The 12,941-nt window shown below is 62.9% G+C and carries 12 protein-coding genes, 1 tRNA gene and 1 pseudogene; 6 read left to right on the top strand and 8 right to left on the bottom strand.

The annotated features are described in order from the left end of the window. Nucleotides 1-44: 44 nt before the first annotated feature. On the bottom strand, nt 45-953 hold the full coding sequence (gene rpoH, locus DB459_RS13520) for an RNA polymerase sigma factor RpoH (RefSeq protein WP_253713355.1): 909 nt from the start codon (nt 951-953) through the stop codon (nt 45-47). A 218-nt stretch (nt 954-1,171) separates the two neighbouring features. Next, nucleotides 1,172-2,146 (bottom strand): RluA family pseudouridine synthase, encoded by a 975-nt coding sequence (locus tag DB459_RS13525; protein ID WP_253713556.1) that lies wholly within the window; start codon nt 2,144-2,146, stop codon nt 1,172-1,174. A gap of 102 nt (nt 2,147-2,248) precedes the next feature. Between DB459_RS13525 and DB459_RS13530 the strand changes: the two genes are divergently transcribed. Continuing rightward, complete coding sequence (locus DB459_RS13530; protein ID WP_253713356.1) at nt 2,249-2,581, top strand: hypothetical protein; 333 nt, start codon at nt 2,249-2,251, stop codon at nt 2,579-2,581. 140 nt (nt 2,582-2,721) lie between these two features. Further along, nucleotides 2,722-2,796 (top strand) — tRNA-Glu (locus tag DB459_RS13535). Between the two features lie 97 nt (nt 2,797-2,893). On the opposite strand, the gene DB459_RS13540 is transcribed toward DB459_RS13535, so the two are convergent. Beyond that, entirely contained in the window at nt 2,894-5,176 is a 2,283-nt protein-coding gene (locus DB459_RS13540; RefSeq protein WP_253713357.1) for a restriction endonuclease, read from the bottom strand. 224 nt (nt 5,177-5,400) lie between these two features. Between DB459_RS13540 and DB459_RS13545 the strand changes: the two genes are divergently transcribed. Both DB459_RS13545 and DB459_RS13550 read left to right on the top strand, forming a co-directional pair. Continuing rightward, nucleotides 5,401-6,585 carry a type II toxin-antitoxin system HipA family toxin gene (locus DB459_RS13545; protein WP_253713358.1) on the top strand — a complete coding sequence of 395 codons (1,185 nt, stop codon included), beginning with the start codon at nt 5,401-5,403 and terminating at the stop codon, nt 6,583-6,585. Beyond that, on the top strand, nt 6,561-7,580 hold the full coding sequence (locus tag DB459_RS13550; RefSeq protein ID WP_253713359.1) for a transcriptional regulator: 1,020 nt from the start codon (nt 6,561-6,563) through the stop codon (nt 7,578-7,580). The genes DB459_RS13545 and DB459_RS13550 overlap by 25 nt, the downstream gene beginning before the upstream one ends. Nucleotides 7,581-7,742: 162 nt before the next feature. Here the strand turns inward: DB459_RS13550 and DB459_RS13555 are convergent. Then, nucleotides 7,743-8,087, bottom strand: a pseudogene (locus tag DB459_RS13555) (transposase); the annotation flags it as partial. A gap of 363 nt (nt 8,088-8,450) precedes the next feature. Between DB459_RS13555 and DB459_RS13560 the strand changes: the two are divergent. Further along, a complete protein-coding gene (locus DB459_RS13560; RefSeq protein WP_253713360.1) occupies nt 8,451-8,861 on the top strand; it encodes a hypothetical protein in 411 nt (136 codons plus the stop codon). Nucleotides 8,862-9,003: 142 nt separating this feature from the next. Here the strand turns inward: DB459_RS13560 and DB459_RS13565 are convergent, their stop codons facing one another. From DB459_RS13565 to DB459_RS13575, 3 genes are all read right to left on the bottom strand, one after another. After that, a complete protein-coding gene (locus DB459_RS13565; protein ID WP_253713361.1) occupies nt 9,004-9,501 on the bottom strand; it encodes a GNAT family N-acetyltransferase in 498 nt (165 codons plus the stop codon). 3 nt (nt 9,502-9,504) lie between these two features. After that, on the bottom strand, nt 9,505-9,867 hold the full coding sequence (locus DB459_RS13570) for a DUF1778 domain-containing protein (protein WP_253713362.1): 363 nt from the start codon (nt 9,865-9,867) through the stop codon (nt 9,505-9,507). A 90-nt stretch (nt 9,868-9,957) separates the two neighbouring features. After that, complete coding sequence (locus tag DB459_RS13575) at nt 9,958-11,988, bottom strand: YgiQ family radical SAM protein (RefSeq protein ID WP_253713363.1); 2,031 nt, start codon at nt 11,986-11,988, stop codon at nt 9,958-9,960. On the opposite strand from DB459_RS13575, the gene DB459_RS13580 reads away from it, so the two are divergent. Continuing rightward, complete coding sequence (locus DB459_RS13580; RefSeq protein WP_253713364.1) at nt 11,987-12,262, top strand: hypothetical protein; 276 nt, start codon at nt 11,987-11,989, stop codon at nt 12,260-12,262. The genes DB459_RS13575 and DB459_RS13580 overlap by 2 nt on opposite strands. A 158-nt stretch (nt 12,263-12,420) precedes the next feature. Here the strand turns inward: DB459_RS13580 and DB459_RS13585 are convergent, their stop codons facing one another. Then, entirely contained in the window at nt 12,421-12,636 is a 216-nt protein-coding gene (locus DB459_RS13585) for a hypothetical protein (RefSeq protein WP_253713365.1), read from the bottom strand. Nucleotides 12,637-12,941: the final 305 nt, after the last annotated feature.

The raw sequence follows: 12,941 nt of genomic DNA on the forward strand, positions 1-12,941 counted from the left end.
CTGTCATCGCTTGATCGATCCGTCTCTCGACGCGATCGCAGATCTCAATGCGCCGCGGCGGCGAGCGCGGCGTGCGGCGCTTCCTGGCTGGCGATCGCCGACTTCACCGCGGCCTGCACCTTCTCGAAGGCGCGGACCTCGATCTGGCGGACGCGCTCGCGCGACACGCCGAATTCGGCGGCGAGGTCTTCCAGCGTCATCGGGTCGTCGGCGAGGCGCCGCGCCTCGAAGATGCGGCGCTCGCGGGCGTTGAGCACGTCCATGGCGCCGTGGAGGGCGTCGCGGCGGTGATCATATTCCTCGCTCTCGGCCATGATGGCTTCCTGGTTGGGCGAGGTATCGACCAGCCAGTCCTGCCATTCGCCGGGCTCGCCGTCGTCGCGGATCGGCGCGTTCAGCGAGGCGTCGCCGCCGAGACGGCGGTTCATGTCGATCACGTCCTGCTCGGTGACGCCGAGACGCTTGGCGATCAGCTTGACCTGGTCCGGGCGCATATCGCCCTCGTCCAGGGCCGAGATCTTGCTCTTGGCCTTGCGCAGGTTGAAGAACAGCTTCTTCTGGTTCGCGGTGGTTCCCATCTTCACCAGGGACCACGAACGCAGGATGTACTCTTGAATTGACGCCTTGATCCACCACATCGCGTAGGTGGCGAGGCGAAAGCCCTTCTCGGGCTCGAACCGCTTCACCGCCTGCATCAGGCCGACATTGCCTTCCGACACCACCTCGGCGATCGGCAGGCCGTAGCCGCGATAGCCCATGGCGATCTTGGCCACGAGTCGGAGGTGGCTGGTGACGAGCCGGTGGGCGGCGTCACGATCATCATGCTCGCGCCAGCGACGCGCGAGCATATATTCCTCCTCGGGCTCCAGCATCGGGAACTTGCGGATCTCGGCGAGGTAGTGAGCGAGGCCGGATTCTCCACTGAGAACCGGTAATGCAGCGGTACGGGCCATGCTTGCGCCCTCCAAATTTGTTCAGACCCCCGACAGCGGCGGGTCCGGCAGGCCGTCTGCTTGTCAAAGCCAGATGGACCTGCTTGTTCCGCGGTGGGACATCCAACGCAGCTGCAACATACAGGAAGCTCCCCCCGGGGGGAAGGATAACCGCCCGTCACGTTGCCGTGACGCCAGTTAACTCTCTGTAATCTTATTAATTTTTGAATCCGCCTGCGTCAGGACGCCGCGCTCAGGGCGGCCCGGAGCCGGGCCAGATCGGGCGGCAGCGGGCTTTCCCAGGTGAGGATTTCGCCGCTCAGAGGGTGCTCGATCGCCAACAGATAGGCATGCAGCGCCTGGCGGCCGAGGTCGTCCAGCGCCGCGCGCGCCGCCGGGCCGAGCTGGCGCGCCTTGGTCCTGAAGCCGGCGCCATAGACCTCGTCGCCCATCAGGGGATGGCCGAGATGGGCGAGATGGACCCGGATCTGATGGGTGCGGCCGGTTTCGAGCAGGCACTCGAGGAGGGCGGCGACGCCCTTGCCGTCCTGGCCGGCATAGCTTTCCACCACCTCCCAATGGGTCACCGCCGCGCGGCCGGAACCGCGCACCGCCATCTTCTCGCGGGCGTGGGGATGGCGGTCGATCGGCGCCTCGATGGTGCCGCGCGGCCGACCGGGCACGCCCCAGACGAAGGCGAGATAGCCGCGGCGCATCGCGCCGGTGCGGCCATGGTCGGCGAACTGGGCGCTGAGCGAGGCGTGGGCGCGGTCGGTCTTGGCCGCCACCAGGAGCCCGGTGGTGTCCTTGTCGAGGCGGTGGACGATGCCCGGCCGCCGCACCCCGCCGATGCCGGACAGCGAGGCGCCGCAATGGGCGATCAGGGCGTTGACCAGCGTGCCGGTCTCGTGGCCGGCGGCGGGATGGACGACGAGGCCGCGCGGCTTGTCGATGACGATCAATTCGTCGTCCTCATAGACGACGTCGAGCGGGATGCGCTCGCCGGCCGGGGTGGCATCGACCGCCGGCGGCACCCGCAGGGCGATGACCTCGCCGGCCGCGACATGCTGGGCGGGATCGGTCAGGACCGCCTCGCCGCGGCGGACCTCGCCGCCGACGATCAGCGCCTTGAGCCGCGAGCGCGACAGGCCCTCGCAATGCACGGCCAGCACCTTGTCGAGCCGCGGCGAGCCTTCGTCGCCCCGGACCGTCACCTCGACCCTGCTGCCGCCGTCGGTCGCCGCGCCTGCCGGCGCCGGCTCCTTGTCCGCTATCGCCAATTGTCACCCATCGCCAAACCTGCTTGAAGGGGCCGCATGACCGACCCCGCACTGTCAGAGCTCACGCCGGAGCAGGCCCAGATGGCCGCCCGGGTCCGCCGCATGATGCTGATCGCCGGATTGACCACCGGCCTCGGCATCGCCGCGGTGTTCGTCGCCATCGGCTACCGTCTTTTCCGCAGCGAGGGAAGCGCCCCGGCGGCCGACGTCACCGCCACCCTGCCGCGCGGCGCCAGGATCGTTTCCACCGGCATCGCCGGCGACCGCCTGCTGGTGACGCTGGAGGTCGGCGGCGCGACCGAGATCCGCGCCTTCGACGCCCGCAGCCTCAAGCCGGCCGGCCGGCTGCGCTTCGCCGCCGAGCCGTGAGGCTGGGCAGGGCAGGATAGGGGCGGCGACCGCTCCGGCCGGCGTTCCCCAGCTATCTGAAGACTTTAAGCCGGATTCATTGTTAACGGTCGAGACCAGTCTTGCGGCGGCGCCCGATCGAGGTTATTCAGCGCCCGTACGCTCCCTTCGTCTAGCGGTTAGGACGCGGCCCTCTCAAGGCTGAAACAGGGGTTCGATTCCCCTAGGGAGCGCCAAATTGCCACCATTCAGAATAGAACCACGAACTCGCACAATCTCCATGTCCTGTCGAAGGCCGCATTCCGGAGATTGAGGAGCGCCGGTAAAGTGTGACTAAGCTGAAAGAAGGGGCGCAAAGAGATTCTGCAGCGCCTTGTCGTCAAACTGATCCTTGTCTTGCGGACGATAGACGGTGCTGCGCGGCGATTCTGCCTCATCCGACTGCGAGTTGATCTTTTCAATGCGCTGATCGATGGCACGGAAGGCCGGCTTGAGATCGGTGACGCCCACCCGGGGCGCATATTTTTGAAGGGCCGTCTTGTAATCGCTGAGTTCGGTTTCAGAATCGATGTCGGAAATGCTGGAGTCTACATCCTCAAGTTGGCGTGTAATGGCGTCGTCGACATGAGGAGCGACATCGGTCTCGAATACGTTCTGCGCCTCATCGACGGCGTCGCAGAAGCTTTCAAACTCGTGCGGAAATAAATGCCCGTCGAGCAGACCGATCACAGCTGCTTCGAGCTTCTCAAATAATGCGGTTGAACCTTCGAGAGTCGCGTAATCCTTCTTGAGGCTGCGCAGAAGCCGTATCAGACCGGTTCCGTCGCGAAAAACGGTGAAGTGGCCGCCGGCGGGCTTGTTTGCAAGCTGAAGCGCGAGATCCATGAATCGCGTCTCCTCGCTTGAGGCGCGCCATTCGAGGAGAAGACGTATGCGGTCCGTATTGGACAGGTCGTAGAGGTGCCAAGTGGAGGGATTGCGGCTGTCTTGCTTCCATATCGGGATCGTGGGGAAAAGCTGCGCGGCATTGAGCAGGGATTTCGCGACGCGCTTTTGCTGCTCGGGCGGCAGCGGGCGGACCGTCCGGACATAGCTCCAAAGCTCGTCGGCCCAGGAGGCTTTCACCGCGGTATGTGCCAGGTCGTCGAGAAGGTCCGCGTCATCGGCCAGATAGGTGATGAGGTAGTCCCGCAGCGACGGATTGACGAACGAGACGCGCCGGTCACGGATTTCGAGATAGCCACCTTCGAGAATCTTCAAGGCTTCCTCGAAATCCTTCGAATCGTGTTCGATCGAGAATTTCTTGCAGAAGTAGGGGTGAAGCGAATTGAAGGACGCACGAAGCTCGTCGATGTCGACACCGTATTCCGAGCAGAAGAAGAGGCTAAAGAGGAGATGGCGGCAGCGTGGCGTTATGTGCTTCCGAAACGAGATGTCCCACACCAGAAGGGGGTTTTGCAGCGTGTTGAGAAAGCTTGCCGCGTAGGTCTCGGGCGGCAGGGAGCGCAGATGCATGGCATCGGTCATCGCTTCGATGATGCGCGGATTGTAGTTCGGATGATCAATGATTTTGGGAAGCGCTTTGGCGTCCCACAAGGCCCGAATATGCGCGCGTGGCGTCCCCGCGACGAGAAGGTGGTTGTAGAGAATTCTGGCCCGGATGCGCCGGGTGTAAACGCCGACGTCGAGGACGTATTTCGTGATGTCGAGCGCCCGATCGGCAAGGTGCTCAGAAACGCGGCGCGCTTCCTCGAAAATCGGGGCGCGCGTCGTTAAAACAAACCGTGCGTTCTTCGAGCGCCTGACCCTCTTAATAAACTTGGCCAGTTCGGTATCATGGGCGGCCAGCGATTTGGTATCCAGCGCGGCACGGCCGAGAAAGTCGTCGAAAAAGAAGATTTGCTTGCGGGTATCGACAATCGCGGCAAAGCCGTCGTCGAGGCTCCGGATCGCAACGTACTCCCATTCCTCGCCGAGATAGGCATAGGATATCATTTCGGCGAGCGTAGTCTTGCCGACGCCGGGCGGTCCGGAAATGATGATGGCGTGCTCGGCTTCAAGCTTGTCGCGCGCTTGTTTGAAACTCGGGTTTGGCGCGTAGACTCGGACCTTGGCTTCGATCTCCTCGCGGGTGATTTCGGTGAAACGGTGCGACGCAGCGTGGAGGATCCGGTCGAGGACGGTTGAGCTGCTCAGCCAGAGCTTGATGTGCGCCCGCTCGATATCGCTAAATTTGCGCAGCAGGCCGTTGAGGTCGCCATGGCTGTAAATGTCGGCCGGATCGGAAAGCAGGGGGCTAAGAGTTTTTACCAGCTCAGCCTTGTTCTGTGGCGTCAGAGGGCGCGATGTCGCCAGAAGATACCGGGATTTACGAAGGGACTTGAGCGCCTGGGGCACCTCCGCCATGGCGCCTTGGAGCGCGCGGAAGGTCGAACCCGCGTAATGCTTGGCTTGCAGGATGGTGGTGTGGCCAGCCTTCGCGTGCCTTCCGTCCATTCCGCCATCAGGGCCGGGGCCGAAAGCCTCGAACCGCACGCCAAACTCCGCGCCGATGAGATCCCGGGCGAGATCCTCGAAGTCGGCTGGCGAGAGATTGGAGAAGGTGTAGCCCGGCATCCGCGTGCTTCAGTTCCTGGAGCGAGGTTACTATCTGGGCTAGTGTAGGTGACTTTTTGATAAGATATCTGATTTTACAACAAAGAAGTGAGTTTCAACTGCCTATTTATGGTACCATAGTAGGGTGATGAAGTTATAGCTTCCTAAGCCTCTTTCACAGCTTATATAGTCATCTATGGTTTCCTTCAAGGGCCAGAAACTTCCTCGGAGAGGGGTCCAATAAATTGCAGCTTCCTGTGACGCTTAGAAAGGCGCAAGTCGTATTTAAAAAGCAGCACGTCGGTACGTTCGAAGAGACGGCCGACGGCGGGACGCGCTTTACCTACGCTGTCGAGTGGGCCGAGCCGATCGCGTGCTGTCTGCCACCGACCCAGCGGGAGCACGAATGGCGCCAAGGCGTTCATCCCTTCTTCCAGCATCTTGCCCCCGAAGGATGGCTTCGCGAACAGCAAGCACGTGTGGCCCACATCGCCGAAGAGGATGATTTTGGGCTTCTGCTGCGTTACGGCGCTGACTGTATTGGCGCAGTCGGCGTCAAACGGGCGGAAGACGCAGCGGCAGATGATGCGCCCGTCGCGGAAGCTACGGCTAACCCGGGTCGCACGGTCTCGGGCATCCAGCGCAAGCTCCTCGTCATCAAGCAAGCCAATGCCGCCTTTGCGCCTGCCGCGGCCGACGGCCTTGCGCCCTATATCGCCAAGTTCAATTCCGAACGTCTCGATACACTTGTGCGCAACGAGGCCTTAAGCCTGCGCTGGAGTGCGGCCATTCTCGGCAAGGGCGGGGTGAACGACTTTACGTTGGGAACGGTCGCCACCATCGACGAGCCCGCGCTAGTGGTGACAAGGTTTGATCGACTGGCCGATGGTGGCAAGCTGCGCCTCGAAGACTTCGCGCAAATCCTTTGCAAGCCTCGCGGGCGGGACTTTGCCGGAAAATACGACGCGGCCTACGAAGATGTCGCTGCGGTCATTCGGGATCACTCGGTCCGGCCCGAGATTGATCAGGCCCGCTTCTTCCGCCGCCTTGTCCTCTTTGCCCTCGTTGGTAATTGCGATGGCCACCTCAAAAATTTCTCGCTTCTTGAGACGGATGCAGGGCTTCGTTTGTCGCCGGCCTATGACATCGTCAACACGGCCTTCTATGACGGCTTCGACCGGCAGCTCGCGCTCTCGATCGATGGCAAGAAGCAGAATCTCGACGACGTGACAAAGGCAACGTTGGTCGCATTCGGCCTGAGCATTGGTTTATCGCAGCGAACGGTGGATCAGGTCCTCAGCGACCTCGCGAACCGCGTCAAACGCGCGAGCAACATCCTGCAGCCGCCGCAAGGTGAGCCGCCCGAAGGTTTTGTCCATCGTTATTCTGAAATCGTGAGCCGCGCATGTCTGAGAATTTTCGGGGCTTAGCCCCTTTGAACTGGCAAGCCTATGTCGATGAGGCTATCCGCCGGCGAAAAAAGGAGCAGCTCACGCAGCGTGAGCACGCGGCGCTGGCCAGCGTCAGTGTTCCCACGATCGTGTCCTTTGATCGCGGAGAGGCGACGCTTACGCTCGGCAAGGCATTCGATATCCTGCGGGTGGTGGGCCTCGTCCGGGAGCCAAACCCCTTTGGGGCGCAAGGTGCCTTCGTGCAGGAAGCCTTCGCGCGATGGCGCGAGCTCACTGCGGCGCTGCCCAAAGACTCGCCCGGGCGCTTTCCGCATGGGTGGTACCGGCTCGACTACGCGCTTGAGGGCGATTTGAAGTCGGTCGATCTCCACAACTTCTCGGCGCTCCTTCGGCAGTCCGTCGTCCGTCACACGGGCTGGCCGCTCTTTCTTTTCCTGACGCGGCCTGAATTCGCCCCCTACGAGATCGACGGCGTGATGGAGTGCTGGCTAAAACCCGAAGATGCGGGAGCCAACCGGCCGCTTGGAGATGCCGCCCATTGCGATTTCTGGCGCGCCGCTCCGACGGGGCGGGCCGTTACCATGCGCGGTTATCAAGAAGACGGGCAAGAAACGTTTCCTTCGGGGACCATTTTCGACACGACGCTCCCCACTTGGCGCATGGGGGAGGCACTGCTTCATGCGAGCAACCTCGCCCGGCTTCTTGCAGAAGACCCCAAGAGCGTGAAGGTCAAGTTTCGCGCGGTCTACACCGGCCTGAGCGGTCGCGTCCTTCGCGCCTGGGGCAACCCGATGAGCGATCTGATGATGGAGGGCGGCGCCGCCCGTAGCGACGAAGCCATACTCGAAGCAGTCATTCCGGCCGATGAAATTGAGACAAATCTCGCGAAGTGGCTTCACCCCATGATGGCGTCGCTGTTTGAACGGTTCGGCGTCGCAGGCCTGTCCGTCGACCGCGTCAACACTGAGCTCGATCGCATGCGAGCGAATAATTTTCAGTCGGTCAGAAGCTAACCCGATCTATTCACGACGACCAACGTCTGTAGGTCGTTTCGGCGTATTTCGGATTTCAAGCGCGCGCCGTCATTCGGATATTTCACCGTCTGACGAACCTTACCTTGGCGAACGCGCTGGAGGAAACGGGGGGTGGGATCGTTGGGGCTCACGCCCCGCCTTTTACGGGCCGCAAGGCATCAGCGCGGCGGGCAATCCGCGGAACAAATCGGCTTCCGGACAACAGGCGGCGAAGGCGAGACGCACGCGACTGGCCGTCTCGACGACCCGGGCGGCGACCTTGATCAGCCGGAGCCGCAGCGTCGCGAACTCCGCCTTCGCCAGATCCCGGACCTTGGGAATGGCGTTGCGCACAGCGAGCATCAGCCAGTATGCCGTCGTGTGCAGCACGAGACGCACTTGATTGGCAATGGCGGAACGGCAGGACGTGCGATCGGACGCCAACTGGGTCTTGTGCAGCTTGATCAGGTTCTCGGCCTGTCCGCGCGCGCAATACAGGCTGTCGTGCGGCTAGCTTGCCCAGCCACTTTCCGATCTCGGCCAGAATCTGTTCAAAAGTCGGCTTGCCGGAATAGTAGTGTGCCGAGCTCGCCTCATAGGCCTTCGCATAACGCGCGCGGGCGAATGCGGCTGAGTTTGCCGCTTCAAATTACCTGTGGTGCCCGCTGCGCTTGTTCTCGTCGGCAATCGTCCAGCGGTTAGTACCCGTAGGTAGCCGCGATCTTCTTGGAAAAAGTCGAGAAGAGTGCTTGCGCGCCATATGTAAGCCTCTTCCTCGGTGCCAGCGACTCAGCGATATTCACAGCTCTTACACAGGTTTGTTCACAGTCAGTTGCGTTGCGACTTCGCGGAAAACGGAGATTGCAATTGATGGCACGTCAGAACACGCCCAGGGCTCTCTATTTTCGATCGCGCGCCGCTGCACTCCTGTCCGATCCGGATGATTGGCTCGATGAGAGCGTCCGCTATTGGCTGGAGAAGGAACTCAAGCGCGAGCCAGGTTATTTATACACCGACCCTGAACATCGCGCACTCAAGCGGGTCATTCGAGCTGGTAAGCAATACGACAGTTGGGATGGTTATAGCGTGCCTGAACTGATCGCAGCCAGTGCGCGGTACGCGGGGGACATGGGCGAAGGCGAAGGCGTTGTCAACGCGTGGGCACGGACAAGGCCGACAAGGCTGCGGTACGCCGAGATGAAAGAACTTGTCGGCTATGCTCGCTCGGCAGGAGTCGATGTTCAAAGATTTGAGCCGCCTTTCGATGTTGACGATGACTGAATAAAGATATCTAGCTAGCGGGCGTAGCCCTAGATGAGCGAAGCGATATCTGGGAATGCTCGCGTAGGGCGGAACAGCGAAAGCGTCGCCGAGCCAAGTTGCGCCGATCGGCGCAGCACGCCGACCTCGTCGCGCTGCCCGGCTAGCGAAGCGATGCCGCAATGTCGGCAATCGACCTGAAAAGGACGAGCGGATCGTCCTTCGAGGGAATGAAACCGCGTCGTCCCCAGAACGCAGCAGCTTCGGCGTCAACCGCATTGACAATCAGCGCGCGCCCTCCGATCAGGCCGGCGGCCGTGACGCAGCGCTGCAGCGCATGTTTGAGGAGGCCGGTGCCAACGCCCTTGCCGGCCCGGTTCTGATCCGTCGCAAGTTGTCCCAGGAGAAGGCAGGGGACAGGGTCGGGCGGCTGACCGGTCCGAATGGTTCGCGGCAGCCGCGATGGCACGATCGCTGTTGGCGCAAGACCATAATAGCCGACCACGCGCTGCGCCTCGTGAACCACGATGACCGCGGTGAAGCCCTTTTCCTGGTTGGAGAGCGCCCGCGTCTTGAGCCATCGGTCGAGAGATGGTTTGCCGCAGGAGAACTCGTCGAGGTTATGAGCCGGCGTCAGTGGTTCGGGGCCGGAGATTGCCAAGTCTCAGCCCCTCTTGTCCGAGCCACCTTTTTGCTCCGACGCGTTTTCTTCACGCGAACCGGTATCCACTTCGCTGGAAAACGCTTTGCTCTCCCATGGTGCCGCGCGTTGGAAGAGTTCAATCATTTCCGGCACCGGGGTGGCTGGTCCGGACAATGCCGCCATGAAAGCTTTGAATCCGGCGGGACTCATTCGAATGGGTGCCGTCTCCATCAGCACATCCTCGGCCGCCCGTACTGCCGCGTCGCGCACGAAATCGGTGCGCGATCGGCCACGCAGTGCGGCAGCGCGGTCGATGATGGCAATGTCAGTTTCGGGCAGCCGCATCGAAAGCGGATGCTCCTTGCGCTCAGCGGTTCGGGGCATGAGGAACCTCCATGGCGACTATCTATAATATCTGTAGCGCATTTTACAATACAGAGCCCTGGAATATGCCTCAGGCGCACACGCGCCGGTTCATTTGGTGATGGGCAGACCCTTCGTGGTGAAGCGTCGCGTCCCTCCGGGCTGGCGCACCGGCCGTCGCGTGCCGGCGGCCTTGCCGGTGCCGGGCGGCTGGTGGACCGGCACGAGCTGGTCGGGACGCGAGCCGATCAGGTCGGCGCGGCCCATCTGCCTCAGCGCCTCGCGCAGCAGCGGCCAGTTGTCGGGGTCGTGATAGCGCAGGAACGCCTTGTGCAGTCGGCGCTGCCGCAGGCCCTTGATCGCCTCGACCTTGTCGCTCGCTCCGTGCCGCACGCCGCGCAGCGGATTGACGCCGGTGTGGTACATCGCCGTGGCGGTCGCCATCGGCGACGGCAGGAAGGTCTGGACCTGATCGGCGCGGTAGCGGTTCTTCTTGAGCCAGAGCGCGAGGTTCATCATGTCCTCGTCGGTCGTCCCCGGATGCGCCGCGATGAAATACGGAATCAGGTAATATTTCTTGCCGGCCTCTTTCGCGGCGGCATCGAACATCTGCCTGAAGCGGTCGTAGGCGCCGATCCCCGGCTTCATCATCTTGTCGAGCGGGCCGCGCTCGGTGTGCTCGGGCGCGATCTTCAGATAGCCGCCGACGTGATGGGCGACGAGCTCCCTGATGTATTCGGGGCTCTCCACCGCGAGGTCGTAGCGCACACCGGAAGCCACCATCACCTTCCTGACGCCCTTCACCTCGCGCACCTTGCGATAGAGCCGGATCAGATCGTCGTGCGAGGTGTTCAGGTTCGGGCAGATGTCGGGGAATACGCAGGACGGCCGCCGGCACGCCGCCTCGATCTTCGGATCCCTGCACGCCATCCGGTACATGTTGGCGGTCGGCCCGCCGATGTCGGAGATCACGCCGGTGAAATCCGGCGCGCTGTCGCGGATCCGCTCGATCTCGCGCAGGATCGAGCCCTCCGAGCGGTTCTGGATGATGCGGCCCTCGTGCTCGGTGATCGAGCAGAAGGTGCAGCCGCCGAAGCAGCCGCGCATGATCGTCACCGAGAACTTGATCATCTCCCAGGCAGGGATCCTGGCATCGCCGTAGCACGGATGCGGCGCGCGGGCGTAGGGCAGATCGTAGACGGCGTCCATCTCGGAGGTGGTCAGCGGGATCGGCGGCGGGTTCAGCCACAGGTCGCGGTCGCCGTGGCGCTGGACGAGCGGCCGCGCGTTGCCGGGATTGCTCTCCCGGTGCAGCACGCGCGAGGCGCGGGCATAGGCCTCGCGGTCCTGTTCGACCTGCTCGCACGCCGGCAGCCGGATGACGGTGTCGCCGGGGCGGCGCGCCGCGCCCTGGTCGGCGGAGTCGAGATCGTCGGCGTGCAGTTCCGTGTAATCGTCCGGGACGCGGCGGAACAGCGCGGTGCCCCGGATCGAGGCGAGATCGCGCGGCGCCTCGCCGGCGGCGAGCCGGTGCGCCACCTCGACGACGGCGCGCTCGGCGTTGCCGTAGAGCAGCAGATCCGCCTTGGCGTCAGCCAGCACCGAGCGGCGCACCTTGTCGGACCAGTAGTCGTAATGGGCGATGCGGCGCAGCGACGCCTCGATGCCGCCGAGCACGATCGGCACGTCCTTGAAGGCCTCGCGGCAGCGCTGGGCGTACACGATGGCGCAGCGGTCCGGCCGCCGGCCGCCCTCGCCGCCCGGCGTGTAGGCGTCGTCGTGGCGCAGACGGCGGTCCGCCGTGTAGCGGTTGACCATCGAGTCCATGTTGCCGGCGGTGACGCCGAAGAACAAAGTCGGCTTGCCCAGAGCCTTGAAGGGCTCGGCCGACTGCCAGTCGGGTTGGGCGATGATGCCGACCCGGAAGCCCTGGGATTCGAGCAGCCTGCCGACGATCGCCATGCCGAAGCTCGGATGGTCGACATAGGCGTCCCCGGTCACCAGCACGACGTCGCAGGCGTCCCAGCCGAGCGCCGTCATCTCGGCCCGGCTCATCGGCAGGAACGGCGCCGCCCTGCCGGGGCGCGCCCGGTGGCGGGACCAGGAAATCAACGGCGTTTCGGCGCGGGCGGGGGTGTCCATGGCACCCACGCATAAGCCCCCGGCGCCGCGAATTCAACCGACCGGGAGGCCGCCCGGCGGCGGCGCGGACGGCGCCGACGAGAGCGCCAGTTCAGCCGACGATGTCGATCGAATGCAGCGCGCACCAGTCGCGCAACGCCCGTTCGGTGGCTTTCGCTTCGAACGCGTGCTAAAGCGCGATGAGATTGGGATGAATCATCATCGCGCTTTAGGTTATTGTTTGAGCATGATCTTTTCGGAAAACCGCGGCGCACTTTTCCGGATCATGCTCTAGTGTCCTGTCTCCGAATTACCGCTTCATTTGCCTCACGCTCGCACGGTAATTCGGAGACATAAGGACACTAGCAAAATCAAAAAGCTAGTGCGGCTTATGTCTCGCAATTGCCTACAGGAGCTTGCCGCAAAGGGCATAGGCAATTGCGAGACGCCGCACTAGCGATCGATCGCGCTTCGTCGAGCGAGCAGGGCCTTGAATTTCGGGTAGGCACCCCGCCTGCTGAAGAAATAGCGGACGTCGTCGAAATCATCCGGCAGGAACTCGCGGGCGAAATCGAGCGCCAGCGACCGGCCCAGTCCGATTTCGCGTTTGTCCGGGAGCGCGACGTATTTCTCCTCGTCGTCGACGTCGTCCGGCAGTTCGTCGTTCATCTCTGCTGCGTCCGGAAAATCGTTCTGATAGTAGATCTTCCCGGTCCGTTTGCAGACGAAGGCGAGAAATTCCCCATGTCGCCGCCGCTGTTGGCGAACTCGAAGGCGTCGGTGATGTCCCCGATACTCACTGGCATGGTCTTCGGCTGCCGTCCGATTGGGTGTCATTCGGATCCAGAATCTGGGTATGATCCGTGATCCCAAACAGGCCCGTCAACAGGCAATTCCGGCGTCCATCCAGTGTGGCGTCTCGCAATTGCCTACCGCCTTCGCGGCAACCCTCTCGTAGGCAATTGCGAGACATA

Origin of the sequence: Bradyrhizobium sp. WD16 (assembly GCF_024181725.1) — a bacterium.
Taxonomy (GTDB): Bacteria; Pseudomonadota; Alphaproteobacteria; order Rhizobiales; family Xanthobacteraceae; genus Bradyrhizobium_A.